The organism is Actinomadura macrotermitis, from assembly GCF_009604375.1.
GTDB lineage: Bacteria > Actinomycetota > Actinomycetes > Streptosporangiales > Streptosporangiaceae > Spirillospora > Spirillospora macrotermitis.
The window spans coordinates 1,171,636-1,196,155 of record NZ_WEGH01000002.1; the positions used below are offsets into that span (position 1 = coordinate 1,171,636).

Here is a 24,520-nt window from a genome sequence, read left to right on the forward strand (position 1 = left end):
CCGAGGAGATGGGCCCCCGACGGGGGCACGACGAAACGGAGTAAGCCGTGGAACCCGGTGGTTTGAACATGCAGGAGCTGCTCCAGCAGGCCCAGGCCATGCAGGAGCGGCTCTTCGCCGCGCAGCAGGAGCTGGCCGAGACCGAGGTGCGGGGCACCGCGGGCGGCGGCCTGGTCACCGCCACGGTCAACGGGCAGGGCGAGGTCACCGGCCTGGTCATCGACCCGAAGGCGGTCGACGCCGGCGACCCGGCCGACACCGCCGAGACGATCGCCGACCTGGTGCTGGCGGCGATCCGGGACGCCGGGCGGGCCGCGCAGGAGCTGCAGGCGGAGAAGATGGGCCCACTCGCGCAGGGCTTCGGCGGCGGCATGCCGGACTTCGGCGGTGGCGGCATCCCCGGCATCCCGGGCGCCTGACCGCAGCGCGGCGGCGCGGCCGGCCGCAGGGCCGGCCGGCGCCGCCGCGTCGACCGCTCCGGCCGGGCACGCCCGCGCCGAACACGAAAGGAAGGGACCGTTGTACGAAGGGGTCGTTCAGAACCTCATCGACGAGCTGGGCAGGCTGCCCGGCGTCGGCCCCAAGAGCGCGCAGCGGATCGCCTTCCACCTGCTGTCCGCCGACCCGGCGGACGTGGAGCGGCTCGGCAGGGCGCTGAAGGAGGTCAAGGACAAGGTCCGCTTCTGCAAGACGTGCGGGAACGTCGCGGAGGAGGAGGAGTGCCGGATCTGCCGGGACCCCCGCCGCGATCCGCAGGTCATCTGCGTGGTCGAGGAGTCCAAGGACGTCGTCGCGATCGAGAAGACGCGCGAGTTCCGCGGCCGGTACCACGTGCTCGGCGGCGCGATCAGCCCGATCGAGGGCGTCGGGCCGGAGGATCTGCGGATCCGCGAGCTGATGCAGCGGCTGGCGGACGGGGCGGTCACCGAGCTGATCCTGGCGACCGACCCGAACCTGGAGGGCGAGGCGACCGCGACCTACCTCGCCCGGCTCGTGAAACCCATGGGCCTGACCGTGACCCGCCTGGCGAGCGGCCTGCCGGTGGGCGGCGACCTCGAGTACGCCGACGAGGTGACGCTGGGCCGCGCATTCGAAGGACGGAGGCTGCTCGATGTCTGACAGCAACACCCCGCAGGACTGGAACACCCTCGCTGAGCGGGTGGCGTGCCACGTCGAGAACTACCTGAGCGGCCTGGAGGCCGTCTCGCGCGGCGACGCCGCCGCGCACACGGTGCCGCTGCTGCTGCTGGAGGTCTCGCAGGTCATCTTGGCGGGGGCGCAGCTGGGCGCCAGCGCCGACGTGATCCTGCCGGACAACTGGGAGCCCGAGATCGGCGACGATCCCGACCTGGACGCGGTCCGCCAGGGTCTGGCCGAGCGGCTGGTGGCGCTGGACGAGTACGTGGAGGTCTTCGACCCCTACAAGGACACCGAGCCGACGTCCTACCGCCTGTCCGACGACCTGGTCGACGTGGCGAGCGACCTGGTGCACGGGCTGCGGCACTACCAGCAGGACCGTCCGCTGGAGGCGCTGTGGTGGTGGCAGTACTCCTACTTCAACCACTGGGGCAACCACGCGGGCGCCGCGCTGCGCGCCCTGCACGCGGTCATCGCGGGTGCGCGGCTGGACGTCGTCACCGAGCCCGCCGCGGCGGGCTGAGCGCGGGGACGCCCGGGCGGGCGCGGGCCTGTCCGGGACGGCCGCGTCCCGCATGGTGGACGCGCCGTCCCACCTAGGTCTTTACCTGCCCGTAATCCACTCCGGGGGCCTCGGTAGACTCGGCGCGGAACGCCTGACCCCGATCCGAGGAGCGCCCACCCGTGGCTCTTATCGTGCAGAAGTACGGTGGCTCCTCCGTCGCCGACGCCGAGTGCGTCAAGCGGGTCGCCCAGCGCATCGTCGCGACGAAGAAGGCGGGCAACGACGTCGTCGTCGTGGTCTCCGCCATGGGCGACACGACGGATGATCTCATCGACAAGGCCGAGCAGGTCAGCCCGCTGCCCCCGGCGCGCGAGCTGGACATGCTGCTCACCGCCGGCGAGCGGATCTCCATGGCGCTGCTCGCCATGGCCATCGCCAACCTGGGCCACGAGGCCCGCTCGTTCACCGGCTCGCAGGCCGGGGTGATCACCGACGGCGCGCACGGCAAAGCCAAGATCATCGATGTGACGCCGGGCCGGATCCGCGCCGCGCTGGACGAGGGGTCGATCTGCATCGTCGCCGGGTTCCAGGGCGTCTCGCAGGGCACCAAGGACATCACCACGCTCGGCCGCGGCGGCTCCGACACCACCGCGGTGGCGCTGGCGGCGGCGCTGAACGCCGACGTGTGCGAGATCTACTCCGATGTCGACGGCGTGTTCACCGCCGACCCGCGCATCGTGCCGGCGGCCCGCAAGATCCCGCGCATCTCCTACGAGGAGATGCTGGAGATGGCCGCCAGCGGCGCCAAGATCCTGCATCTGCGCTGCGTGGAGTACGCGCGCCGGTACAACATCCCGATCCATGTCCGCTCGTCCTTCAGTCAGAAGGAGGGCACGTGGGTCGTCGACAGCAGTGACATCGAAGGGCACGAGATGGAGCAGGCGATCATCTCCGGCGTGGCGCACGACCGGAGCGAGGCCAAGATCACCGTGGTGGGGGTGCCGGACAAGGTCGGCGAGGCCGCCACGATCTTCCGGGTGCTGTCCGAGGCCGAGATCAACATCGACATGATCGTGCAGAACGTGTCGGCGGCGTCGACCGGCCGCACCGACATCTCGTTCACGCTGCCCTCCAGCGACGGGCAGACGGCGCTGTCGGCGCTGAACAAGGTCAAGGAGCGGATCGGGTTCGAGTCGCTGCGCTACGACGACCGGATCGGCAAGATCTCGCTGATCGGCGCCGGGATGCGGTCGCACCCGGGCGTCACCGCGACGTTCTTCGCCGCGATCGCGGGCGCGGGCGTGAACATCGAGATGATCTCCACGTCGGAGATCCGGATCTCGGTGGTGGTGGCGCAGGACGACATCGACACCGCGGTCGCCGCGGCGCACCGCGCGTTCGACCTGGACGCCGACCAGGTCGAGGCCGTCGTCTACGGCGGCACCGGCCGCTGACGTTCGTGAAGGGGCCGGGCGGTGCGTCGCACCGCCCGGCCCCTTCGGCGTTCGGCGGGCGAACATTCGTCGGCACCGGCCTTTAGGCTGGCCTACGTGACCGAGGAGACCAAGGCGGTGAAATCCGAGCAGACGCGCGCCCTCATCGTCGAGACGGCGCTGCGGCTGTTCCGCGAGCGCGGCTACGAGGCGACGACGATGCGGGCCATCGCCAAGGAGGCGGGCGTCTCGGTCGGCAACGCCTACTACTACTTCGGCTCCAAGGAGGAGCTGATCCAGGCGTACTACGACGAGCTGCAGGACGAGCACCTGAAGGCGTGCGAGGCGGTGCTGGCGACCGAGCGCGATTTCGCGCCGCGGCTGCTCGGGGTGCTGAAGGCCCGGGTCGACACGATGGTGCCCTACCACGCGTTCGCCGGGAAGTTCTTCAAGTTCGCCGCCGAGCCGACCAGCCCGCTCAACCCGTTCAGCGCCGAGTCGGGCCCGGCCCGCGACTCGGCGGTGGCGATCTACCGGCAGGTGGTGGACGGCTCCACCCTCAAGATCGACCCGGAGTTCCGGGCGGAGCTGCCCGAGCTGCTGTGGCTGTACTCGATGGGCATCGTCCTGTACTGGGTGCACGACGGCTCGCCGGGCTGCCGCAAGACCTACCTGCTGGTGGAGCGGACCGTGCCGCTGGTGAACCGGATGGTGTCGATGTCGCGGCTGCCGGGGTTCAAGTCGGTGACCCGCGAGCTCGTCTCGATCATCCGCGACGTCCGCGACTGACCCGGCGGCCCGGCGGGCTCAGATGATGGTCCAGAACCGGCCGATGATGCCGAGCAGGGAAGGCTTGGCCAGGAAGAGCGGCAGGACGCCGACGGGGTCGGCGAACAGCAGGTTGCCCTCGGTGTCGCCGATGCGGCCGCCGTCCAGGACCCAGGTCTGGTGGGCGCCGCCGCAGGGGGCGGTGGTGAGGGCGTAGCGGCCGCCGCTCTTGGCGGCGCCGCGGGCGAGGCAGCGCCCGGTGGCGTCGCTCTTCAGGGTGAAGCCGCCGCCCGCGGGGGTCTGCGTCCAGTCGCTCTCCTTGCCGCCGCAGATCGTCTGCCGGATCCCGGTGCCCTGGGGGGCCAGGCAGGTGACGACGGCGAGGCTGCGGATCTTGCGTCCGCTGACGCCCTTCGACGGCGCGGCGCCCCGCTTGCGGGTCGCCGGGCGGCTCGGGCCCCGGCTGGACGGGCGGCCGCCCGGGCCCGCCCCGGACCTCTTGGCGGTGGCGCGCGGGGTGGGGGCGGCGGTGGTGGCGGGGGCGGTGCTGTCGGCGGCCGGGAGCGCGGCGGCCGGCACGGTCGGGCGGGACGGCCGGGAGGGGCCGTCCTCGCCGGGGAAGACGAACAGGCCGCCGGTGATGAGGGTGAGGCCCGCGGCGGCGCCCGCCAGGAGCAGCCACCTGCGGCGGGCGGCGACCGGGCGGGTGAGGAGCGGGGCCGGGTCGGGGTCGGGGCCGCCGAGGACGACCAGGCCGAGCGGCAGGACCCGGCGGAGCCGGCCGTTGAGGTCGGCCATCCGCTCGGCGGCGTCCCGGCAGTCCGCGCAGCCGGCCAGGTGGGCGCGCAGCGCGCGCCCCTTGCGCAGGCCCGGCCGGCGGACCCCGGCGGCGAGCTGGGTGAGGAACGGGGCGCACTCGGGGCGGCTCTCGCAGCTGGCCGCCAGGAACGCCTGGCGCAGCCCCTCCCGCGCGCGGAACGACAGCTGGGTCACCGCGCCCGGCTCGATCCCCAGCACCCGGGAGACCTGCTGGGGCGGCTCGTCCTCGATGACGGTGTGCCAGAGCACCAGCTGCCACCGGCCCGGCAGCGACCGGAACGCCCGCCGCAGCGCGTCCAGCTCGCCGGGGTCGTCCTGCGGCCCCTCCTCGGCGGGCCGGTCGGCCCACGCGGCGACCTCGTCGGTGACCACGGTCCGCCGGCCCGACCTGGCCCAGTCGACCGCGGTGTTGCGGACCACCGCGTACAGGTAGGACCGGCACGAGGTGCCCGGGCCGTTGCCCGCCCGCAGCGCGGCGAAGGTCCGGGCGAAGGCCTCGCTCGCCAGGTCCTCGGCGGTGTGCGCGTCGCGGGCCAGGCCGCGCGCGTAGGCCAGCACCGCCGGATGGTGGCGGGAGAACAGCTCGGCCGAGGCGCTGTCGTCCCCGGCCCGGACTCCTGCGATCAGCTCCCCGTCCGAGAGCACCCCGATGCCCACCGCATGTGCCACCCGCACACTTAACACGCAAACCCGCACGTAACGCAATGCTTATCGGGTCCGTGACCGGCCACGGACCCGGGCGGCGCGGATCAGGCCATGCCGAGGTGCTTGCGGGCGAAGGCCATCTCCGCCGCCATCTGCTTGATCCGCTCCTCCACCACCAGCGAGCCGTGCCCGGCGTCGTAGCGGTACACGTCGTGCGGCAGGCCGAGCTCGGCGAGCCGCGCCAGGTAGTTGTCGATCTGGCGGATCGGGCAGCGCGGGTCGTTCTCCCCGGCCAGCACCAGCACCGGCGCCTGGACCCGCTCGACGTAGGTGATCGGGGACGACTCGCGGTACCGGTCGGGCACCTCGGCCGGGGAGCCGCCGAACAGGGACCGGTCGAACGCCTGCAGCCCCTCCATCTCGTCCTCGTAGGCGGCGACGTAGTCGGCGACCGGGACCGCCGCGACCGCGACCGTCCAGTCGCCCGGCTGCACGCCGATGCCGAGCAGGGTGAGGTAGCCGCCCCAGGACCCGCCGGTCAGGACCAGCCGGTCCGGGTCGGCGAGGCCCGACTCCACCGCCCAGTCGCGGACGGCCTTGATGTCCTCCAGCTCGGTGAGCCCGACGCGGCCCTCGATGGCGTCCCGCCACGCCGACCCGTACCCGGTCGAGCCGCGGTAGTTGACGCGCACGACCGCGAAGCCGTGGTCGACCCACGCCGCCGCCACCGGCGAGAACGAGTCGTCGTCCTGCGCGGTCGGCCCGCCGTGGACGTCGAACACCGCCGGGAACGGGCCCTCGCCCTCGGCGGGGCGGCTGACCAGCGCGTGGATGCGCCCGCCGGGGCCCTCCACCCAGACGTCCTCGACCGGCACCGACGGCGGCGCCGGCGGGCCGGGCGGGGTGAGCACGACCGCGCCGCCGGTGGAGCGGATCACCGGCGGCGCGGCGGCCGACGACCAGCCGAACTCCACGGTGCCGTCGGGGCGGGCGGTGGCGCCGCCGATCACGCCGCGCGGCGTGTCGATCCGGGTGAGCGCGCCGGAGGCCAGGTCGTAGCGGTACAGCTCGTCGCGGCCCTCGTGGGCGTGCGAGACCAGCAGCGCCGACGCGTCGGGGTACCAGTCGGCGCCGATCTCGCCGGGCAGCCCGAAGTCCAGCTCCCGCTCGGTGCCGGCGACCGGGTCCCAGATGAGGACCTCCTCGGTGCCGCGCCGCTCGTGCCCGACCAGCATCCGCGCGTCGCCGGCGACGGGCGCGAAGCCCGACCCGTAGACGCCCTTGCCGGGCCCGTCCCACAGGTCGGCGACGGTGGAGCCGTCCGGCCGCACCACCCGCAGCGCCATGTGGCGGCTGTCGCCGTGCTCGCTGTGCCCGATGGCGATCAGCGTCTCGTCCCGCGACAGGCCCGCGACGTGGGCGTCCTCGGCGTGCTGGTACAGCGTCTCGGGCGCCGCGCCGGGCCGGCACAGGTGGACGGTGTTGCCCTCGGCGGTGGTGCGGCCGATGACGGCCAGGCCGCTGGACCCGCGCGCCAGGCCCGACGGGTAGGACGGCGCGAGATCCGGCACCGCCGGCGCGCTGTCGGCGGTGCCGAACGGCGCGCGCATCCACACGCCGAACTCGTCGCCGTCGGTGTCGGCGAACCACCACACCCACCCGCCCGTGGGGTCGACGCCGCCCATCCAGGTGCCGTTCGGCCGGTCGGTCACCTGCCGCCGCTCGCCGGTCGACCGGTCCCAGGAGTAGATCTCCCAGGTGCCGGTGACGTTCGACTTGTAGGTGCAGCGGTCCGGGGCGTCCAGGGCCCAGCCGGGCAGGCTCACCCGCGCGGCCCGGAACCGCGCCTTCCAGCGATCTTCGTCGACCATGCCCCCAGTATCGCCGGACCGGCCGCCGGATCAGACGTTCGGGGGGACCGAGCCGTCGGAGGTCTCGGGCACCTGCGCCGGCACGGTCTCGGTGGTGGTGACGCGCAGGCCCGGGTTGAGGTCGCGGTGCACCGCGCGCGCCACCCGCTCGATCGTGGTGACGGCGTAGCCCATCGACGGGGTGTCCTGCGTCAGCACGACCATCATGTAGTCGCGGTCGCGGCCGTCGAACGCGCCGATGCTGTGCACCCGCCAGGCCTTGCCGTGCCGGGGCAGCCAGCCGTTCTTGACGTGCCAGGCGACGCCCTGCGGGTGGCCGGCCGGGGTGCCCCACCGCTGGGACGAGACGACCTGGCCCATCAGCTTCAGCTCGTAGCCGCGGGCCTTGTCGCTCAGCACCTTGTTCGGCGCGGTGAGCAGCCGCAGCAGCTTGATCTGGTCGTGCGCGGTGATCTGGGTGAGGCCCCAGTACTTGCCCGGCCCGAGCACGGTGCGGGTCATGCCGGCGTCGTTCAGCAGCCGCTGCAGCCGGGTCCGGCCGACCTCGCGCCACAGCGTGGAGGCGGCGGCGTTGTCCGACTTGGTGATCATCTTGGTGGCGAGGGTCTTCTCCCGCGCCGTCATCGTGCGCTTGGCGTCGGTGACCTTGCGCAGCAGCCCGGCCAGGATGGTGGCCTTGACCACGCTCGCCGAGTCGTAGCGGCGGGTGGAGCCGACCGCGCAGTAGATGCCGCGCCTGCGGTCGTAGACGGCGACCGACTCGGTGCCGCGCCGTCCGGCGAGCGCGGCGGTGACGGCCTTGCCGAGCGCCGCGGCCGTCCGCGGGTTGCGCTCCGACGTGCACGGGTTCGCGGCGGCGGCCCGTGCGGTGACGGGTGCGGCGACGGGTGCGGCCTGCGCGGCGGGCACCACGGGCACCAGCGCGGCGCCGGCGAGCAGCGCGGTGAGCGCGGTACGGGAGTGACGGCGTGGCATGCCGATCACATTAGTGATCATCGGGAGGAGGGCGGGAGGCACCCCGGGTATCGAGTCGGCATCGAGATGACCGGGTCCGGTCAGGACCGGTCGGCCGGGCCGGCCAGCCCGCCGAGCACCTCGCCGATCGCCGCCTGGACCTGCCGGTCCATCGCCCGCGCGAAACCCGCCTCCACCGACACCTGCGCGCCGGGCCGCAGCCGGGCCAGCGTGTCGCCGAAGTCGCGCTCGGCGATCCGCCCCACCAGATGGTCGGTGATCATGCGGACGAACCGGGCGGCCAGCTCGTCCATGCTGTGCTGCAGCTCCCGGCTGACCTCCAGCACCTCGGCGAGCGGCACCCCGGCGCGCACCAGCGCCACCGTGGCCTCCAGCTGCCGCCGGGACCAGTGCGTCACCTCGTCGCCGTGCACCTCCAGGTGCCCCATCTGCACGGCCCGCTCGACCGCGTCGGGCCGCACCTCGCCGGGGAACAGCTCGGCCAGCTCGGCCAGCGTCATCGTCACCGGCGTCTCGGTCGACCACGGCGTGGTGACGGCCTTCTCGATGCCGAGCACCGTGCCGATGTCGCGGCCCTGCTCCCACGCCGACAGCAGCTCGCGGATGCCCTCCAGGGTGTGGCCGCGCTCCAGCAGGCCGGCGATCATGCGCAGCCGGGCCAGGTGCTCGTCGGAGTACAGGCCGATGCGGCCGACGCGCCGCGGCGGCGGCAGCAGCTTGCGCTCCTGGTAGTAGCGCAGGGTCCGCACCGGCACGCCGGCGGCCTCGGCGAGCTCGCCGATCCGGTACTCGCGGCCGCCTGGCCGGCCGTGCTGCTGGGCCACCTCATCGCTCACGGCGCCAGCATAGTTGCGCCGTTCCCGCCGCCGGGCGGCCCACCCTGCCGGTGATCAGCATTTTTGGGTTACCCTCTGGCGGTCTGACACCTGTGTTGTGGAAAAGGGGCCGCTCATGCGGAAGGCACCTCTCACCCTGCTCGCCTCGATCGTCCTGGTGGGCGGTCTCGGCCTGACCGGCTGCGGCGAGAAGCGCTGGTGCGAGCACGACGCCACCGACACCAAGGTCAGCGACCGGTACTGCAAGAACAAGGTCCCGGGCTACGAGTGGGAGCACGGCGACCACAAGAAGAAGAAAAAGAAGAAGAAGTCGTCGTCCAAGCACTGACCCGCGGCGGGTCAGGAGGAACGGCGCACGCGCAGGACCTTGCGCGGCCGCGGTCTGCGGCGCTGCTCCGGTTCCTGTTCCTCCTGGCGCTGCTCCAGCGCGATGAGGCGGCGCAGCGAACGCGGCACGATCTCCTCGGCGAGCCGGCTGTCCATCGGATCCCTCCTCACGCGGCGGGCCCGCCGCCGGTGACGGTCCGCAGCGCCCAGCGCATCCGCTCGGCGTAGCTGTCGGGGTGGTCGCCCGCCTCCTGGGCGACGTAGGCGGCGCATTCGGCGTGGTCCCCGCCGCAGGCGCACAGGCGCTCGTCGATGGCGCGGCGGACCTGCTCCGGCGTGGGCGCCGCGGACGCCTGCAGCCGGGACGCGAAGAGGATCTGTGCCAGGTCGGTGACGGTGAGTCCCGTGGTGGTCTCTGTGGTGGTGAGCCCCGTGGTGGAGAGCCCCGTGGTGGAGAGCACGGTCGACATCGGATGCCTTCTTCCTCCGGATGGGGAGAGCGGCTTCTGCTACTACATACGACTCTGACCCTTCTGCTGACTCATCGCTATCAGGGAAAACCCCGATCAGGGGTGGAATTAGTCCCTTAGCCGCCCCTGGGGAAGGACCCCGGCTCGAGCAGGACGGGCCGGTCCGAACCGGCCGTCCCGCCGCACCGCACCGCCCGCCGCAGCGCGTCCCGGCAGGCCGCGACGGCCGGATGCGCGCCGCCGCCGCGCCGGGCCGCGGTGAAGATCCGGCGCGTCCGCCGCCCCTCGGGCAGCCGGCGCAGCTCCACCTCCGGCGTCCCGCCCGCCCACACCAGGTCGGGCAGCAGCGCGACCGCGTGCCCCTGCCGGGCGAGCCGCAGGTGCAGCAGCACGTCGCTGGACTCGAACCGCACGTCCGGCTCGAACCCGGCCGCGCGGCACAGCGTCGTCGCCCACTGCCGGGCCGCCGAGCCGGCCGGCTCCATCACCCACGGCCGGTCCGCCAGCTCGGCCGGGTGCGCGCCGGGCGGCAGCGCCAGCCGGATCTCGTCCTCGCACAGCTCGGCGTGCTCGATCTCGGCGGGCCGGGGGACGGGCGAGCCGGGGTACTCCTCGGTGACGACCAGGTCGAAGTCGCGGGCCAGCAGCGCGGGCAGCGCGGTCTCCGGCTCGGCCTGCACCACCTGCACCCGCAGCCCCGGATGGGTCCGGCGCAGCTCGGTCAGCGCGTCGGGCAGCAGCGCGAACGCCGCCGTCTGGAACACCGCGACCCGCAGCGTCCCGGTGATCTCCACCAGCGACGCGGCCAGGTCGGCCTCGGCCCGCTCCAGCCGCTCCAGCACCGCCTCGGTGTGCGCGACCAGGATCTCGGCCTGCGGCGTCAGCCGGACCCGGCGGCCGACCGGTTCCAGCAGGGTGAGGCCCACCTCGCGCTCCAGCACCGACAGCTGCTGGGAGATCGCCGACGGGCTGTAGGACAGTGCCTCGGCGACCGCGCCGAGCGTGCCGCGGTGCTTCAGCTCGCGCAGCAGCCGCAGCCGGTGCAGATCGAGCATGCCGACCCCCATTGATGAGTTTTTCTGATGGATACCGCTCGAAAAGATTCGCTGGACCGAACAAGTGATCGTGCGGCAGCGTACTCGGCATGGCCTCCGTCGTCACCGCCCCGCCCGCCGCCTGGTTCGCCCGCCCGGAGGCCCGGGAGTGGCGCTGCCCGCCCGCGCCCGCCGCGGTCGCGGAGTTCCACGCCGCGCTGCCCGGCTACGCGCCGACGCCGCTGGTCGAGATCCCCGCGCTCGCCGCCGGGCTCGGCGTCGCGCGGGTGTTCGTCAAGGACGAGTCGTCGCGCCTCGGGCTGCCCGCCTTCAAGGTCCTCGGCGCGTCCTGGGGCGTGCACCGCGCGCTGCGCGGCCACACGCGGCTCGTCGCCGCGACCGACGGCAACCACGGCCGCGCGGTCGCCGCGATCGCCCGGCTGCGCGGGCTGGCCGCGCGGATCTACGTGCCGGACGGCGTGCACCCCGCCGCCCGCGCCGCGATCGCCGCCGAGGGCGCCGAGGTCGTGGGGGTGCACGGCACCTACGACGAGGCGGTCCGCCGCGCCGCCGCCGACGAATCCCCCGAGACGCTGCTCGTGCAGGACACCTCCTGGCCCGGCTACGAGCAGGTCCCGCGCTGGATCGTGCAGGGCTACGCCACCTTGTTCACCGAGATCGACGCGCAGCTCGCCGCCGCCGGCGCCGCGCCCGCCGGGCTCGTCGCCGTTCCGGTCGGCGTCGGGTCCCTCGCGCAGGCCGCCGTCACCCACTACCGCAGCGGCCCGCACGCCCCGACGGTCCTGTCGGTCGAGCCGGCGGCCGCCGCGTGCGTGCTCGCCGCGCTGCACGCCGGCGTCCCGGGCACCGTCCCGCCCGGCGAGACGATCATGTCGGGGCTGAACTGCGCCACCCCGTCCGCCCTCGCCTGGCCGGTGCTGCGCGCGGGCCTGGACGCGGCCGTCGCGATCGGCGACGACGCGGCCGTGCGCGCCGCCCGCGACCTGGCCGCGCACGGCGTCCCGGCCGGGCCGTGCGGCGCGGCGTCGCTGGCGGGCGCCCGCGCGGCGCTCACCCCCGGCCGCCGGGCCGCGCTCGCCCCGCACCACGCCGGGACGGTCGTCCTGCTGAGCACCGAGGGTGCCGCCGCCAACCCACTGCCCGCTTAAGGGATAGGTTGCTCCAAATTCGTTAGGAGACGACCTTTGAAGTACGTGTCATCCCTTTTGGTGGTCGCCGTCCTGGCCACGGCCTGCTCCGGCGGGGCCGAAAAGCCGCCCGCCAAGCCCGGTGCCGCCCAGGCCGAGGCGGTCGCCGCTCCCGTCAAGGACGGAGCCGCCCCCGGCGAGGTCGTCGGGGCCTACCTGAAGGCGATCAACGCCCACGACCGCAAGGCGGGCCAGGCCCTGACGACCGGCTATTTCGCCGAGCTGCAGAAGCAGGTCGTCCGGCAGGACGACATCTTCAAGGACGCCCGCCTGGCCGGCATCAAGATCGACGCCCCGGTCGTCGAGCGCGGCTACAAGTCCCCCGACGGTCACCGCTATGCGGACGCCGTCAACGTCCCGGTGTCGTTCGACCTGCAGCACGCCCACCTGCAGTCCATGCCGGACGGCCCCACCGACTGGGGCTATCTCCTGGTCCGCACGGCTCCCGGCAAGCCGTGGCGCATTAACGACCAGGGCGTCGGCTGACCGGCGCCTAAGGCGAGGCCACACGCTACCTACCCGGGCGGGGCGACACCGGAGGCAAGCCCTGCCCGGGGCGATCGCGAAGCGATTCGCACTCGTCCGAGCGCGGCCAGAGGTGAGCCGCCAGGCGGCCCTTTGATCCGGGTTGGAAATTCAACACGGCGCACTCGCCCGAACGCGGTCAAGGGGAGCCGCCAGGCGAGCTTTCTGGGCCGGGCTGAAGCGAACACCCCGCTCTAGCCGAACCGCTCGCCCGACAGGCGGGTCTGTTCGAGGCGGCGCAGCGTCCGGAACAGCGCGTCGCCCAGCACCATCCCGATGATCATGGTTTCCAGGGTCTCGTCCCGGCCGGAGCGGGCCTGGAGCGCCGCGATGTCGGCCTCGGCGACCAGCCGGGCCGCCTCGGCGTAGGGGCCGACGAGCGCGGCCAGGTCCTCCTGGCCGAGTTCGCGGAAGGTCTCCAGCAGCCCGGCGAGCGTCTCCAGCTTGGACTCCTGCGCCCTGGTGTCCCACCCCCGCTCGCGGGCGATCCCGTCCGTCTCGCGCCGCGCCTCCGCGCCGGCCCGCCCGTCCTGCGCGGGCGCCTGCTCCAGCGCGCGGGCGACGACGCCGAGGGCGCTGTCCAGCGGCCGTTCGGGCGCGTCGATCCCGGCCAGCACCTCGCGGACCTTGGCGATGGGCAGCCCGCCGATCTCCACCAGGGCCCGCACCAGCCGCAGCCGCCGCTCGTGCCCGGGGCCGTAGCCAGCCTGGTTGGGGCTGGTGCGCGTCCCCGGCGGCAGCAGGCCCTCGCGCACGTAGTACTTGATCGTCGGCGCCGGGACCCCCGTCCGCTCGCTGAGCTCTCCGATCCGCATGCCCCCGTTCTACCGGAACCGGGTCTTGCCGGGCCCTCCCACTATCGATAGCTTCACTATCGATAGTTCTACTTCCAATGGAAGCCGGGTCCCATGACCGACCACGCTCCCGCCGCCCGCCACCGGCCGGCCCTCGCCCTCGTCGCCCTGCTGAGCATCGGCATCGTGCTGTACGCGGTGCCCGCCTACCTCGTCCCCGGCCACGTGCACGCCCGCGTCGGCATCCGCGCGGACGTGCCCTACCACCTGCCCTTCCTGGTCGTGCACGCCGCGACCGGCGGTATCGCGCTGCTGGTGGGGCCGCTGCAGTTCGTCCGGCGGCTGCGCCGCGCGCACCGCCTGATCGGCCGCCTCTACCTGTTCGGCGGCGTGTTCCCCGCCAGCCTCAGCGGCGTCGTCGTGGCGCTGCTGACCACGGCGGGCTGGGCCGCGCGCGTCTCGTTCACCCTGCTGGACCTGGTCTGGGCCGCCACCGCCGTACTCGGCTACCGGGCCGTCCGCGCGCGCCGGTACCGCGACCACGAGCGCTGGATGCGCCGCAACTTCGCCCTCACCTTCGCGGGCGTCACCCTGCGGCTCTGGCTCGGCCTGCTGATCGCCGTGCAACTGCCGTTCCGAGACGGTGACTTCCGGCCGCTGTTCGACACCGCCTACACGGCGGCGGCCCTCCTCAGCTGGCTGCCGAACCTGCTTTACGCCGAGTTCAGATTTCTTCGCCCGCGAGCGCGCCAGGATGTAGAGGAGGCCTCGGCCGGCTTCGACCTAGGGGTGAAAGCAGGCACACGAGGGAGCTGAGGACATGAAGTACATGCTGTTGATGCAGTTCGGCCCGGACAGCGGCATCCCGGCCATGGACACCTGGTCCCAGGACGAGATCAAGGCCCATATCGGCTTCATGCACGAGGCCAACGAGCGGCTCGTCGCGGACGGGGAGTTCGTCGACGCGCAGGGCCTCGCCGATCCCGCCCAGGCCAAGGTGGTGCGGGCGGGCGACGGCGGCGCCCCCGTCGTCACCGACGGGCCGTTCGCCGAGACCAAGGAGTTCCTGGTCGGCTACTGGATCGTCGACGTCGACTCGCCCGGGCGCGCCGTCGAGCTCGCCGCCCGCCACTCCGCCGCGCCCGGTCCCGGCGGCAAACCGCTGAACATGCCGATCGAGGTCCGCCAGGTCATGGCCGGCCCGCCCGACGAGCTGTGACACCAGGAGCGGTCGAGGACCTGCTGCGCGACCTCGCGCCGCAGGTCGTCGGCGTGCTCACCCGCCGGTCCGGGGACTTCGACGCCGCCGAGGACGCCGTCCAGGAGGCCCTGCTCGCCGCCGCCGCGCAGTGGCCGAAAGAGGGCGTCCCGGACAGTCCGCGCGGCTGGCTCGTCCAGGTCGCGCACCGCCGGCTGATCGAGCAGATCCGCAACGAGCAGGCCCGCCGCCGCCGCGAGGAGAAGGCCGCCCGCGCGGACCCCGGGCCCGCCGCGCCCGCCCACGACGACACCCTGGTCACCCTGTTCCTCTGCTGCCACCCGTCCCTGACGCCGGCGTCGGCGATCGCCCTCACCCTCCGCTCGGTCGGCGGCCTCACCACCGCCGAGATCGCCCGCGCGTTCCTGGTGCCCGAGGCGACGATGGCGCAGCGGATCAGCCGGGCCAAGCAGCGCGTCAAGGCGTCCGGCGTGCCGTTCCGGATGCCGGGGCCGGCCGAGCGCGCGGGCCGCCTCGCCGCGGTCCTGCACGTCCTCTACCTGATGTTCAACGAGGGCTACGCGCCGTCGGCGGGCGCGGACCTGCGGCGCGCCGACCTGTCCCGCGAGGCGATCCGGCTGACCCGCACCGCGCACGCCCTGCTCCCCGGCGACCCCGAGGTCGCGGGCCTGCTCGCCCTCATGCTGCTCACCGACGCCCGCCGGGACGCCCGCACCGACGCCCACGGCCTGCCCGTCCCGCTGGCCGAGCAGGACCGCTCCCGCTGGGACGCCGCCGCCATCGCCGAGGGCACCGCCCTGATCACGGCAGCGTTCGCCCGCGGCGCGGCCGGCCCCTACCAGCTCCAGGCGGCGGTCGCCGCCCTGCACGACGAGGCCCCGTCCGCCGCGGACACCGACTGGCCGCAGATCGCGGCCCTGTACGGCCTGCTGGAGCGCATGTCGGACAATCCGCTGGTCACGCTGAACCGCGCCGTCGCGGTGGCCATGGCCGACGGCCCCGCCGCCGGCCTGAGCCTCCTGGAACCCCTCGCCGAACCCCTCGCCGCCCACCACCGCTTCTACGCGGCGCGGGCGCATCTACGCGAGATGGCCGGTGACCGCGAGGCGGCCCTGGCCGACTACCGGGCCGCCGCCGCACGCGCGACGAACGCCCCCGAACGCGACCATCTCACCACCCGCGCGGCCCGCCTCGCTCACGACCGCCAGTGACCGACCAGCTCGGCGTAGAGGGGGCTGTCGCCGAGCAGCGTGTCATGCGTCCCGAGCAGCGGCGCCGGGCCGCCGAGGAGCAGCACCTGCCCGGCCCGCTGGGCGGAGCTGATGCGGTGCGCGATGACGACGAGCGTGCCGCCGCGGTCGGCCAGGGCCCGCTCCGCGCGCGCCTCCGCGGCGGGGTGCAGGTGGCTGGTGGCCTCGTCCAGGATGACGACGGGCGCGGGGGACAGGTACGCGCGGGCCAGCGTGATCAGCTGGCGCTCCCCATGGGACAGCGAGCCGCCGCCGGGCGGTATCTCGGCCTCGTACCCGCCGAGCCGGCCGAGCAGCCCGGTCAGCCCCACCGCTTGGACGGCCTCGTCCAGCTGCGCGGCGGTGGCGTGGGGCCGCAGGTAGGCGAGGTTCTCCCGCACGGTCCCGGCGAAGACGTAGCTCTCCTGCGGGATGAGCGTGACGGCCGTCCGCAGCTGCGCCGGGTCGAGCCGGGGCAGCGGCACCTTGCCGAGCGTGACGCGGCCCCGCTGCGGGTGCGCGAGGCCGGTGAGCACGTTGGCGAGCGTCGACTTGCCGGTGCCGCTCGGCCCGACGACGGCCAGGTGGGTGCCCTCGGGGACGTGCAGGGACAGGCCGGCGAGGACGGGCTCGGCCTCAGGGGAGTAGGCGAACGTGACGTGGTCGGCCTCGATGTCGAAGGAGGAGGCGGTGAGCAGCAGGCCGGCCGGGCGCGTCCCGCCGGGCTCGGCGCAGACCTCGGCGAGCCGGCCGAGGATCACCGCGAGGCTGAGCAGGAGCGTGCCGCCGGCGTCGACCAGCAGGACGATCCCCGGCTGCAGCCCGGTGACCAGGTAGCCGACGCCGCCCGCGATCTCCCCGGCGGTGAGCCGGTGGTGCGCGGTCAGGTAGGGCGACAGCATCAGCAGCGTGAGCAGCGGCAGGTGCACGCCGAGGACGAGCACGGGCAGGCGGACCAGGCGGGACCGGGCGAAAGAGCGCAGCGCGGCGGCCTGGGCGTCGATCGGCTCGGCGACCGTGGCGGCCGCGCGGTCCTCGGCGGCGCAGGCGACGACGTCGCGTACGCCCTGCACGACCGCGCCCGCGGACTCGCCGATGCGCTCGGCGTGCCGGATGACGGCCCGGTAGCGGCGGACCTGCACCCCCAGGAACGCGACGAACACCGCCAGCGCGAGCACGACGGGCAGGCCGATGGCGAGGGCCAGCGGCGGGGAGAGCAGCGCGAGCCCGAGCAGCGCGGCGACACCGGCCGTCAGCAGCTGCCGCACGTTGCGCAGCGCGGTGCCGAGCAGCGCCCGCACGGCCTCGGCCTGCTCGGTGACCTGGGAGACCCCCGCGCCCGCCGCGCCGGTGCTCTCGTTCAGCGTGCGGCGCAGCGCGGCGGCGACGACGTCGGAGACCAGCGAGTCGCGCATCGGCTCGACGGTCGCGGCGAGCCAGGGGTAGACGCGGCCGGTCCCGAAGGCGCCGAGCACGTGCAGGACGGCCAGCGCGGCCAGCCACGCCATGCCGACGGCGGGCCGGTGCGCCAGGAACCCCTGGTCGACGGCCCGGGCGAGCAGCAGGCCGGAGGCGAACACCGGCAGGCTCTCCAGGGCCGACCAGGCGGCGAGGCGGCGCAGCGCCGGGCCCCGCCCGGCGAGGTGGGCGCGCAGCAGCAGGAGCGCGGGCGTCATGCGGCGGTTTCGGCGTCGGCGGAGAAGACCGCCCGGTAGCGGGGGTCGGGCCACAGCTCGGCGTGGGGCGCCAGGGCGCGGATCCGGCCGGCGTCCAGCCAGGCCACCAGGTCCGCGCGGGCGGCCGTGGCCGGGCGGCGCGCCACCACCAGGCTGGTGCGGGAGGTCAGCAGGGCGCGGAGCGCCTGGGTCACCTTCATCTCCGTGGCGGTGTCGAGGCTGCTGGTGGCGTCGTCGAGGACCAGGACGCGGGCGTCGGCCAGGGCGGCGCGGGCGAGGCCGAGGCGCTGCAGCTCCCCGCCGGACATGGGCGCGCGGTCCAGCGGGGTGTCGTAGCCGGCCGGCAGGGCCCGGACGAAGCCGTCGGCGGCCGCCGTCCGGGCCGCCTCCCGCACCTGCGCGCGGGTCGCGTCCGGCCGCGCGTAGGCGATCATGTCGTGGACGGTGGCGCCGAGCAGCGCCGGGCGCTCGAAGGCGTAGGCGACGGCACGGCGCAGCTGTGCGAGCTCGACGCGGTCGACCGGGACGCCGTCGAGCTCGACGCCGCCCTCGTCGGGGTCCAGCAGCCGCCCGATCGTCGCCACCAGCACGCTCTTGCCGGTCCCCGACGCGCCGACGACCGCGACACATGTCCCTGGCGGCACGGTCAGGTCGAGATGGTCGAGCACGGCACGGCCGCCGATCCGGACCGTCACCTGCCGCAGCCGCAGCGCGCCCGGCCCGTCCGGCAGCGGCACCGGGTCCGGGCACGGCCGGACGGCCGGCTCGGCCGCCAGGACCTCCGCCACCCGCCCGGCGCCGACCTGGCAGTTCACCAGGGCGACGAAGGTATCGAACAGCGCCGCCGAGCCGATGGCCAGGGAGGTGTAGGACGCGGCCGCCACCAGCTGCCCGGTGGTGATGCCGCCCGCCGCGAGCCGCGCCCCGGCGACGCCGACCACCAGGATCTGCAGCAGCGGCGCCAGCAGCGCGAGCCGCCGGCTCACCCGTCCCTGCACCGCCCAGGTGCGCTGCCCGGCCTCGCGCAACCGGGGCAGGGGCTGCAGGATCCGCACCGCCTCGCGGCCCGCGGTGCCGCCGGCCCGGATCGTGCGGGCGCCCTGCCGGGCGTCCAGCAGCCGGGTCGCGATCTCGGCCTGGCACCGCTGGTAGTCCGCGAACGGCTCGGTGGCCTGGGCGACGAAGACGCGCAGCACCACCACCACAGGGACCACGCCGAGCACGAACGCCACCGCGAGCGCCCAATCGATCAGGGCGAGGGCCGTCACCGCGCCCGCCGTGGTCACCAGCGCCGCCGCCGCCGACACCAGCAGGACCGGGAAGGCGGCCGGGCCGCCCGCGCTCTCGGTGAGCCGGGAGAGCACGTCCCCGGCGGGAAAGCGCCGCTGGCCGGGCACGCCGAGCTCCAGCACCCGCCCGGTCAGGCGGTGCCGCAGCCAGGCGGTGATGCGGCTGCCGCAGTAGGAGCCCGCCAGCTCCTCGCCGGCGTCGGCGGCGGCGGCGACGGCGAGCACGAGGGCCAGCCCGGCGACGGCGGCGCCGAGGCGCTCACCGGTGCGGACGGCGTCGATCGCCCGGGCCAGCATGACCGGCGTCGCCAGCGTCGCCGCGACGCGGACGGCGGTGCACACCGCCAGCAGGGCCATGAGCGCGCGGGTGCGGCCGGCGGCGGCGCGCAGCAGCCGCCTGCCCGCGGCGCGCTGCGCGGCGGGGGCGGCCTGCGTGCCGGCGAGCGGAGCGGGCTCTTCATCGGTGTCGGCGGGCACGCTCGTCGGCTCCGTTCCCTTTCGGCGCACGTCGGTTACAGTGAAAGTGGGTCCGGACACGGACCGGCCTTCCGGCCGGCCCGTGTCCGGTGTCTGCGGACCGGGGTCACTCACTGTTCCCGGGCCCGCATGTGTGCGGCATCACGCGCAGGAGATGCCGACGCACACGGTGTTCAGCAGGGTCAGCAGGCCGACGCACGCGCACGTGCCGCCGAGCTGGATGCCCTCGATCTCGATCGGGTCGGTCTCGGGGAGCTCCTGCAGAGCCGCCACGAGGTCACCTTCGAAGATGTCCATTTGGTTCACCTCCTCTCCTGTCCGGTCGCCGCGATCCGCTCCGCCGCGAGGCAGAAGCGGACCAGGTTCGTCCGCAGGTCCGAGGGCCATGCCTGGACGACGGCGGTGTGGCCGTCGTCGACCTCGAGGTAGTCGAAGTCGATCCCTTCGGTCCTGCCGAGTTCGAGGAGGCGCTTGCGAAGCGCCCGGGATTGCGCGACGGGGATGAGCTCGTCCCGGGTCCCGTGCGCCAGCAGCAGCGGCGCCGTGAGCGCCGCGCATTCGCGCAGGACGTCGCGCCGTTCGTCGTCGCCCGGCCCGTTCAGCCGCGCCACCCGGTCCCGGACCGGGGCGTCGGCGTCGCGGTGCAGGCCGGCGGGGGACGTGAACGGCGCCAGCGCCACGCATCCCGACCAGGTCCGCGGGCTGCGGCAGGCCGCCAGCAGCGCCAGATAGCCGCCGTAGCTGCCGCCGAGCAGGAGCGGGCCGGGCAGGCCGGCCTCCCGGCGCGGCCCGGCGACGGCGCGCCCGAGGTGGACGACGTCCGCCAGGTCGGGGCCGCCCCAGTCGCCGACGACCGCGCGCATGTGCTGCTCGCCGTAGCCGGTGCTGCCCCGGTAGTTGGGGGCCACCACCGCGACGCCGGCCAGCGCCAGGTGCTGGAAGAGCGGCTCGAACTCGAACCGCCAGGCCGCCAGGGGGCCGCCGTGCAGCGCCAGCACCACGCGGGGGCACTCCCGCCAGCGGGGGCCGCCGTAGACGATCGCCTCGATCGGCCCGTCCGGGCCGGGCAGTTCGACCAGGTCGGCGTCCGCCCAGGCCGTCATGGGGTCCGGCGCCTGCCGGGCCAGCGACCAGCCCGAGCGCGCGCGGCGGTGCACCGTCGCCAGCGTCGGCGGCTGGTGCGGGGCCGAGAAGCGCACGTGGATCCGCTCGCCCGTCCAGGACGCCGGCGGCCACAGCGTGCCGGGCGGGCCGGCCACCGGCTCGACGCGGTCACCCGCCGGGGTGTGCACCAGCAGCCGCGTCGTGGCGCCGCAGACCTCGCTGACCAGCAGGTGCTCGCCGGACTCGTCGAAGGTCAGGGGGGTCCGGGCGAACCCGGACCGGTTGAGGGCCTCGGGGAACCGCACCGGCCCGCCGCCGGGCGACCACAGCCCGATCCGCTGCCCGCCGGGCACGCCGGTGGTCACCGCCAGGACCCGCGCCCGCCTGCTGCAGGCGGCGATCCGGTCCGTCGTGGTGTCGGAGACCGACCAGACGCGGCGCCAGGTGCGCTCGCGCAGGTCGACCACGATGCCGTCGGCGCGGTGCTCCAGGCCGGCGTGGTCGAACGCCAGCAGGTTGCCCTCGTCGAGCCAGACGCCGCCCGACAGCACGCCGGGGATGCGCAGGACGGGCTCCAGGGAGGCGTCGGACAGGGCCCAGATCCGCGAGTGCCGCTCGTCCTCCACGGTCACCAGGACCACCGTCTGCGGCGATCCCGGGCTTGCCAGCAGGTATCCGGCGAGCATGGCGGAGACGGGCCAGGTCCGTGTCCCGTCCGGCAGCGCGACGACCGAGCCGTGCCCGCCGCCGGGCGCGGTGCGCGCCACCAGGACGCGGCCGTCGTTCAGCGGCAGCGGCCGGCTGTCGCGGTCGGCGGCGCCGACCACCCGCCGGGCCGGCACCGCGCCGTCCAGGCTCCAGCGCTCCAGCGCGACCCGGTCGCCGGCGGCGTTCAGGCAGGTGGCCCAGCGGCCGTCGGCCGAGAAGGCGAAGCCGAACCGGACGGGGACCTCGGGAAGGCCGGGCACGGTGTCCCTCAGCACGGGCGCCCTCATGACACCCGCCCCGGGACGGCCGCGACCCGCGCGGCGTCGGCGGTCCACAGCCGCGGCGAGCCGTGCCGCAGCCGCGTCAGGAAGGCCAGCACCCCGCTCACGCCGTCGCCCCAGCTCGCCGAGACGTCGCCCTGCTCGTCGGAGAACACCACCCGGTCGCCGCGGTGCGCGCGGCCGGCCAGGATGATCTCGCCGAGCCGCCAGGCATCGGCCCGGTACCGCTCGTCGCCGGTGAGCGCGGCCATGTCGAGCAGGAAGTCGCCGTTGCCCGCCAGGCCGTGGCACTGGCCCAGCACCGCGCGCCATGACTGGTCGCTCACCGCGCGGGCGGCGAGCGCGGCGGCGTCGAGGAAGCGCGCGTTCCCGGTGTCCGCGCCGAGCCGGGCCAGGAAGCCCCCGATGCCCGACGCGCCGTGGCACCAGTACGGGGCGGTGGGCGCGTCTCCGCTTCCGGCGCCCCACATGGCCGACCGCGGTGTGACGACCGCGACGTCCAGCAGGTCGTCGCCGACCCGGACCGCCAGCTCCCGGCAGTCGTCGCGGCCGGTCGCCAGCAGGAAGTAGCCGACGCCCGCGACGCCGTGCGCGAACCCGTAGTAGGACTTGCCGGCCAGCTTGGAGTCGGCGTCGGCCGGGGTGCTCCAGACCAGCGCGCCCGCCCGCTCCTCGGCCGAGGCCGCCAGCGCGTCGGCGGCGGCGTCGGCGAGCTCGGCGAACCGCGCCCGCCCGGTGCGGGCGTGGAAGTGCAGGGCGGTCAGGCCGATGCCGGCGGTCCCGTGAGTGATGTCGGGGCCGGCGACCGCGGCCGGAAGCCCCTCGGCGACGGCGATGGCGTCGTCGGCCAGCCCGTCGTCGCCGAGCGCCAGGCCCGCCTCCAGCAGCGCCCACGCCGCGCCGGCCGTGCCGAAGTACAGGCCGTGCGGCCGGTGGGCGTCGGCCTCGAGCCGCTTGAGGATCCAGCGGGACGCGACGTCGACCGCGTCCGGCAGCCGCGGGTCCGCGGAGAACCGCATGCACTGCACCAGGGCCCCGAGGACGCCCGCGGCGCCGTGCTGCAGGCAGCACGGGTCGGGAGCGCCGTGCGCGCAGGACATCGGCCAGAGCGCGTGCGCCGAACCGGGGTCCATGGAGGCGAGCAGGTGCTCGGTGATCCCGGCGATGGCCTGGTCGCACGTCTCCACCGGCCGGCGGGCCTCGGCCGGGGCGACGGTTGCCGGCACCGAGGGCGCCAGCACCTCGCGGGCCTGCTCCGGCGTCCACCGCAGCCCGGGATCGTCCGCCATCAGGCCGGTGAGCATCGCCACCAGGCCCTCGGGCAGCTCCAGATCGCGGGTGCGCGCGGCCAGCCACTCGGTGAGGCGCTCGGTCAGGGACCTGCCCTGCGGCCGCTCGTCCAGGAAGTAGGGCGGAGCGCCGGTGAGGACGTAGCACAGCGTCGCGCCGAGGCTGTAGTGGTCGGCCGAGGCGTCGGGCTCCGCGCCCTCCAGCTGCTCGGGCGCGCTGAAGGCGGGGGTGCCCGCCCGCAGCGGGACGTCCTCGGGGTCGCCGGCGACCGCGGCCAGCTCCAGGTCGATCAGGACGGGGGTGCCGTCCGGGCGCACCATGACGTTGTTGGGGTTGAAGTCGCGCAGCACGAGCCCGGCGCCGTGCGCCTCGATCATCAGGCCCGTCAGCCGGCGCGCCATCTCCAGCGCCGGGGCGAGGTGGTCGCCCCAGCCGGCCTCGCCGATGGAACGCGCGACCCATTCGCGCAGCGGCACTCCCTGGATCATCTCCAGCGCGAGGAAAAGGTGCCCGCCCTCGGTGAACAATTCGACGGGACGCGGCGCCAAACCCAGCCCCTGCACCTTTTCCAGCGCCCGCAGCTCGGCCCGCAGCCGGTCCCGGGTGTCCCGCCCCTGCCGGTCGGCGGCGACATGGGGACGCGCCTCCTTGATGACCACCGATTCGCCGGTCCCGGTGTCCTGGGCGCGATAAACTCCGCCCTTGTTGGTGTGCCGGATGGCCTCGCGGACCGCGAAGCGCTTGGCGAGCATGACCTGGCGTGGCCGCGGGGTGACGTCCTTTGCGTTACCGGGGAAGGGGCAGGTCGCCCAAGAGGGAGGCGTATAGGTGCCGGCGCGCCGGTCCTCGACCGGATTGCCGTCCGGATCGAGAATCGTCCAGGCGTAGAAACCGTCATTGGTGATCCGCCGCTCTTCGACGAATGCGCCGTAGCGATAATGGACCAGGCTGCCCTGAGCGTAGGGCCGGTCGGAAAGAATCCGCGGCCCCGCGAGCCCTTCCGTCGCCCGGTGCAGTTCTGCCGCCAGCCGGACGGCCTCGTCGTCGCTCTCGGGATAGACCGTGATGAACTTTCCCGAATGGCCGCGCGAGGTGTTGCGCGCGTTGAGCGCCGCGACGTGGTCGATGGTGGCGGCGAACTTGAACGCCGACCCCGCCGCCAGGAGCACCTCCAGCGAGCGGGCGAGCACCTCCGGCGCGGACGCCGGCGTGGCGGAAACATGCAGCTTCCAGCCCTGTGCGCGCTGCGGCACCCCCTCGGGGGCGAGGGTGTACCAGATGCCCGAGCGCCCGCTCCGCCACCGCTCGGCCCCAGCCGCCCGCTCGAGCACGTCAACGAGAGTGGTGTCTCCAGTATCAGCGGCCGAGGGCGCGCTGAAGATACTGAAATTGAAATCCACCATGAAGGATCTCCACTCCCATTGTGTCCCGAGAGATCCGCTGGAGAGGTGGGCGGGAAGATCAGGACCAGGTCCTTTTCCGCCGGACCCGCCGGCCTCTCTTGCGTCGAACGGTGACACGGTAACCACGGTCCGGGAGGGAAATCCAGAGGCTATTTACCTGGAAGTCCTATCGGCTTGATAGGGAATTCGCGAAAGAACGATCCCGTCTGTTACGCGTGTGACTCGTGGGGCGTATGAGGCGGTCTGGTGTCCACATCAGGACCGCCTACCCCCTTGACGTCAGGTCACATCCAACTCTTTCTTCGGCAAAATAGTGACAAAGAAGTTTCCATCCGGAAACGACCCGCGCGGCTTTCCGGTGGCCGAAGCCGCCGCCCCGCCGGCCACCGCTCCGCGCCGTTCCCGTGCTCTCACCTCAAAGAACGCCACGAAATGTCCTGATTTGCCCGAAAGTGCTAATGAACCGGCAGAGCCGCCCCCGGTCCGGCCCCGCCTTT

General features: G+C 74.3%; 24 protein-coding genes. 11 read left to right on the top strand and 13 right to left on the bottom strand.

Going from position 1 to position 24,520, the window contains the following annotated elements; genetic code table 11:
- Positions 1–68 precede the first annotated feature (68 nt).
- The 5 genes from ACRB68_RS17340 (at position 69) to ACRB68_RS17360 (ending at position 3,864) form a co-directional block, all read left to right on the top strand.
- Positions 69–419: a YbaB/EbfC family nucleoid-associated protein gene (locus ACRB68_RS17340; RefSeq protein WP_153533459.1), complete on the top strand. Its 351-nt coding sequence runs from the start codon at positions 69–71 to the stop codon at positions 417–419.
- Between the two features lie 100 nt (positions 420–519).
- Positions 520–1,119, top strand: coding sequence for a recombination mediator RecR (gene recR / locus ACRB68_RS17345; RefSeq protein ID WP_153533460.1), 600 nt, complete (start codon positions 520–522; stop codon positions 1,117–1,119).
- Positions 1,112–1,660 carry a DUF5063 domain-containing protein gene (locus ACRB68_RS17350; protein WP_153533461.1) on the top strand — a complete coding sequence of 183 codons (549 nt, stop codon included), beginning with the start codon at positions 1,112–1,114 and terminating at the stop codon, positions 1,658–1,660. The genes recR and ACRB68_RS17350 overlap by 8 nt, the downstream gene beginning before the upstream one ends.
- A gap of 161 nt (positions 1,661–1,821) precedes the next feature.
- Positions 1,822–3,096: an aspartate kinase gene (locus tag ACRB68_RS17355; protein WP_328594330.1), complete on the top strand. Its 1,275-nt coding sequence runs from the start codon at positions 1,822–1,824 to the stop codon at positions 3,094–3,096.
- Positions 3,097–3,192: 96 nt separating this feature from the next.
- Positions 3,193–3,864, top strand: a complete 672-nt coding sequence (locus tag ACRB68_RS17360) for a TetR/AcrR family transcriptional regulator (protein WP_328594331.1) — start codon at positions 3,193–3,195, stop codon at positions 3,862–3,864.
- A gap of 18 nt (positions 3,865–3,882) precedes the next feature.
- Here ACRB68_RS17360 and ACRB68_RS42050 read toward each other — a convergent pair whose 3' ends face one another.
- From ACRB68_RS42050 to ACRB68_RS17380, 4 genes are all read right to left on the bottom strand, one after another.
- Positions 3,883–5,331: a sigma-70 family RNA polymerase sigma factor gene (locus ACRB68_RS42050; RefSeq protein WP_194293349.1), complete on the bottom strand. Its 1,449-nt coding sequence runs from the start codon at positions 5,329–5,331 to the stop codon at positions 3,883–3,885.
- A gap of 80 nt (positions 5,332–5,411) precedes the next feature.
- Entirely contained in the window at positions 5,412–7,178 is a 1,767-nt protein-coding gene (locus ACRB68_RS17370) for a S9 family peptidase (RefSeq protein ID WP_153533463.1), read from the bottom strand.
- Positions 7,179–7,208: 30 nt separating this feature from the next.
- Entirely contained in the window at positions 7,209–8,153 is a 945-nt protein-coding gene (locus ACRB68_RS17375) for a serine hydrolase (protein ID WP_153533464.1), read from the bottom strand.
- Between the two features lie 80 nt (positions 8,154–8,233).
- Positions 8,234–8,989, bottom strand: a complete 756-nt coding sequence (locus ACRB68_RS17380; protein WP_328594332.1) for a MerR family transcriptional regulator — start codon at positions 8,987–8,989, stop codon at positions 8,234–8,236.
- A gap of 115 nt (positions 8,990–9,104) precedes the next feature.
- Here ACRB68_RS17380 and ACRB68_RS17385 point away from each other — a divergent pair, with 115 nt between their 5' ends.
- On the top strand, positions 9,105–9,317 hold the full coding sequence (locus tag ACRB68_RS17385; protein ID WP_153533465.1) for a hypothetical protein: 213 nt from the start codon (positions 9,105–9,107) through the stop codon (positions 9,315–9,317).
- An 11-nt stretch (positions 9,318–9,328) separates the two neighbouring features.
- On the opposite strand, the gene ACRB68_RS17390 is transcribed toward ACRB68_RS17385, so the two are convergent.
- The 3 genes from ACRB68_RS17390 to ACRB68_RS17400 form a co-directional block, all read right to left on the bottom strand.
- Positions 9,329–9,472, bottom strand: a complete 144-nt coding sequence (locus tag ACRB68_RS17390) for a hypothetical protein (protein WP_153533466.1) — start codon at positions 9,470–9,472, stop codon at positions 9,329–9,331.
- Positions 9,473–9,483: 11 nt separating this feature from the next.
- Positions 9,484–9,786, bottom strand: coding sequence for a hypothetical protein (locus tag ACRB68_RS17395; RefSeq protein WP_207709716.1), 303 nt, complete (start codon positions 9,784–9,786; stop codon positions 9,484–9,486).
- 116 nt (positions 9,787–9,902) lie between these two features.
- Positions 9,903–10,841, bottom strand: coding sequence for a LysR family transcriptional regulator (locus tag ACRB68_RS17400; RefSeq protein WP_153533467.1), 939 nt, complete (start codon positions 10,839–10,841; stop codon positions 9,903–9,905).
- A gap of 89 nt (positions 10,842–10,930) precedes the next feature.
- Between ACRB68_RS17400 and ACRB68_RS17405 the strand changes: the two genes are divergently transcribed.
- Both ACRB68_RS17405 and ACRB68_RS17410 read left to right on the top strand, forming a co-directional pair.
- Entirely contained in the window at positions 10,931–11,989 is a 1,059-nt protein-coding gene (locus tag ACRB68_RS17405; RefSeq protein ID WP_153533468.1) for a pyridoxal-phosphate dependent enzyme, read from the top strand.
- Between the two features lie 45 nt (positions 11,990–12,034).
- Positions 12,035–12,514 (top strand): DUF4829 domain-containing protein, encoded by a 480-nt coding sequence (locus ACRB68_RS17410; RefSeq protein ID WP_328594528.1) that lies wholly within the window; start codon positions 12,035–12,037, stop codon positions 12,512–12,514.
- Positions 12,515–12,747: 233 nt separating this feature from the next.
- Here the strand turns inward: ACRB68_RS17410 and ACRB68_RS17415 are convergent, their stop codons facing one another.
- Complete coding sequence (locus tag ACRB68_RS17415) at positions 12,748–13,368, bottom strand: MerR family transcriptional regulator (RefSeq protein ID WP_153533470.1); 621 nt, start codon at positions 13,366–13,368, stop codon at positions 12,748–12,750.
- 93 nt (positions 13,369–13,461) lie between these two features.
- On the opposite strand from ACRB68_RS17415, the gene ACRB68_RS17420 reads away from it, so the two are divergent.
- From ACRB68_RS17420 to ACRB68_RS17430, 3 genes are read left to right on the top strand one after another with little or no spacing between them, the layout of a single operon-like run.
- Complete coding sequence (locus tag ACRB68_RS17420; protein ID WP_153533471.1) at positions 13,462–14,163, top strand: DUF2306 domain-containing protein; 702 nt, start codon at positions 13,462–13,464, stop codon at positions 14,161–14,163.
- A gap of 4 nt (positions 14,164–14,167) precedes the next feature.
- Positions 14,168–14,566: a YciI family protein gene (locus ACRB68_RS17425; RefSeq protein ID WP_153533472.1), complete on the top strand. Its 399-nt coding sequence runs from the start codon at positions 14,168–14,170 to the stop codon at positions 14,564–14,566.
- Positions 14,563–15,777 carry a sigma-70 family RNA polymerase sigma factor gene (locus ACRB68_RS17430; RefSeq protein ID WP_328594333.1) on the top strand — a complete coding sequence of 405 codons (1,215 nt, stop codon included), beginning with the start codon at positions 14,563–14,565 and terminating at the stop codon, positions 15,775–15,777. The genes ACRB68_RS17425 and ACRB68_RS17430 overlap by 4 nt, the downstream gene beginning before the upstream one ends.
- Here ACRB68_RS17430 and ACRB68_RS17435 read toward each other — a convergent pair.
- The 5 genes from ACRB68_RS17435 to lanL all read right to left on the bottom strand — a co-directional run bounded on the left by ACRB68_RS17435 (position 15,762) and on the right by lanL (position 23,951).
- Positions 15,762–17,471, bottom strand: coding sequence for an ATP-binding cassette domain-containing protein (locus tag ACRB68_RS17435; RefSeq protein WP_153533473.1), 1,710 nt, complete (start codon positions 17,469–17,471; stop codon positions 15,762–15,764). The genes ACRB68_RS17430 and ACRB68_RS17435 overlap by 16 nt on opposite strands.
- A complete protein-coding gene (locus tag ACRB68_RS17440) occupies positions 17,468–19,237 on the bottom strand; it encodes an ABC transporter ATP-binding protein (protein ID WP_153533474.1) in 1,770 nt (589 codons plus the stop codon). The genes ACRB68_RS17435 and ACRB68_RS17440 overlap by 4 nt, the downstream gene beginning before the upstream one ends.
- Positions 19,238–19,378: 141 nt before the next feature.
- Positions 19,379–19,534 (bottom strand): VenA family class IV lanthipeptide, encoded by a 156-nt coding sequence (locus ACRB68_RS40210; protein ID WP_194293350.1) that lies wholly within the window; start codon positions 19,532–19,534, stop codon positions 19,379–19,381.
- Positions 19,535–19,539: 5 nt separating this feature from the next.
- Positions 19,540–21,324, bottom strand: a complete 1,785-nt coding sequence (locus ACRB68_RS17445) for a S9 family peptidase (RefSeq protein ID WP_194293351.1) — start codon at positions 21,322–21,324, stop codon at positions 19,540–19,542.
- A gap of 8 nt (positions 21,325–21,332) precedes the next feature.
- Positions 21,333–23,951 (bottom strand): class IV lanthionine synthetase LanL, encoded by a 2,619-nt coding sequence (gene lanL / locus ACRB68_RS17450; protein ID WP_207709717.1) that lies wholly within the window; start codon positions 23,949–23,951, stop codon positions 21,333–21,335.
- Positions 23,952–24,520 lie beyond the last annotated feature (569 nt).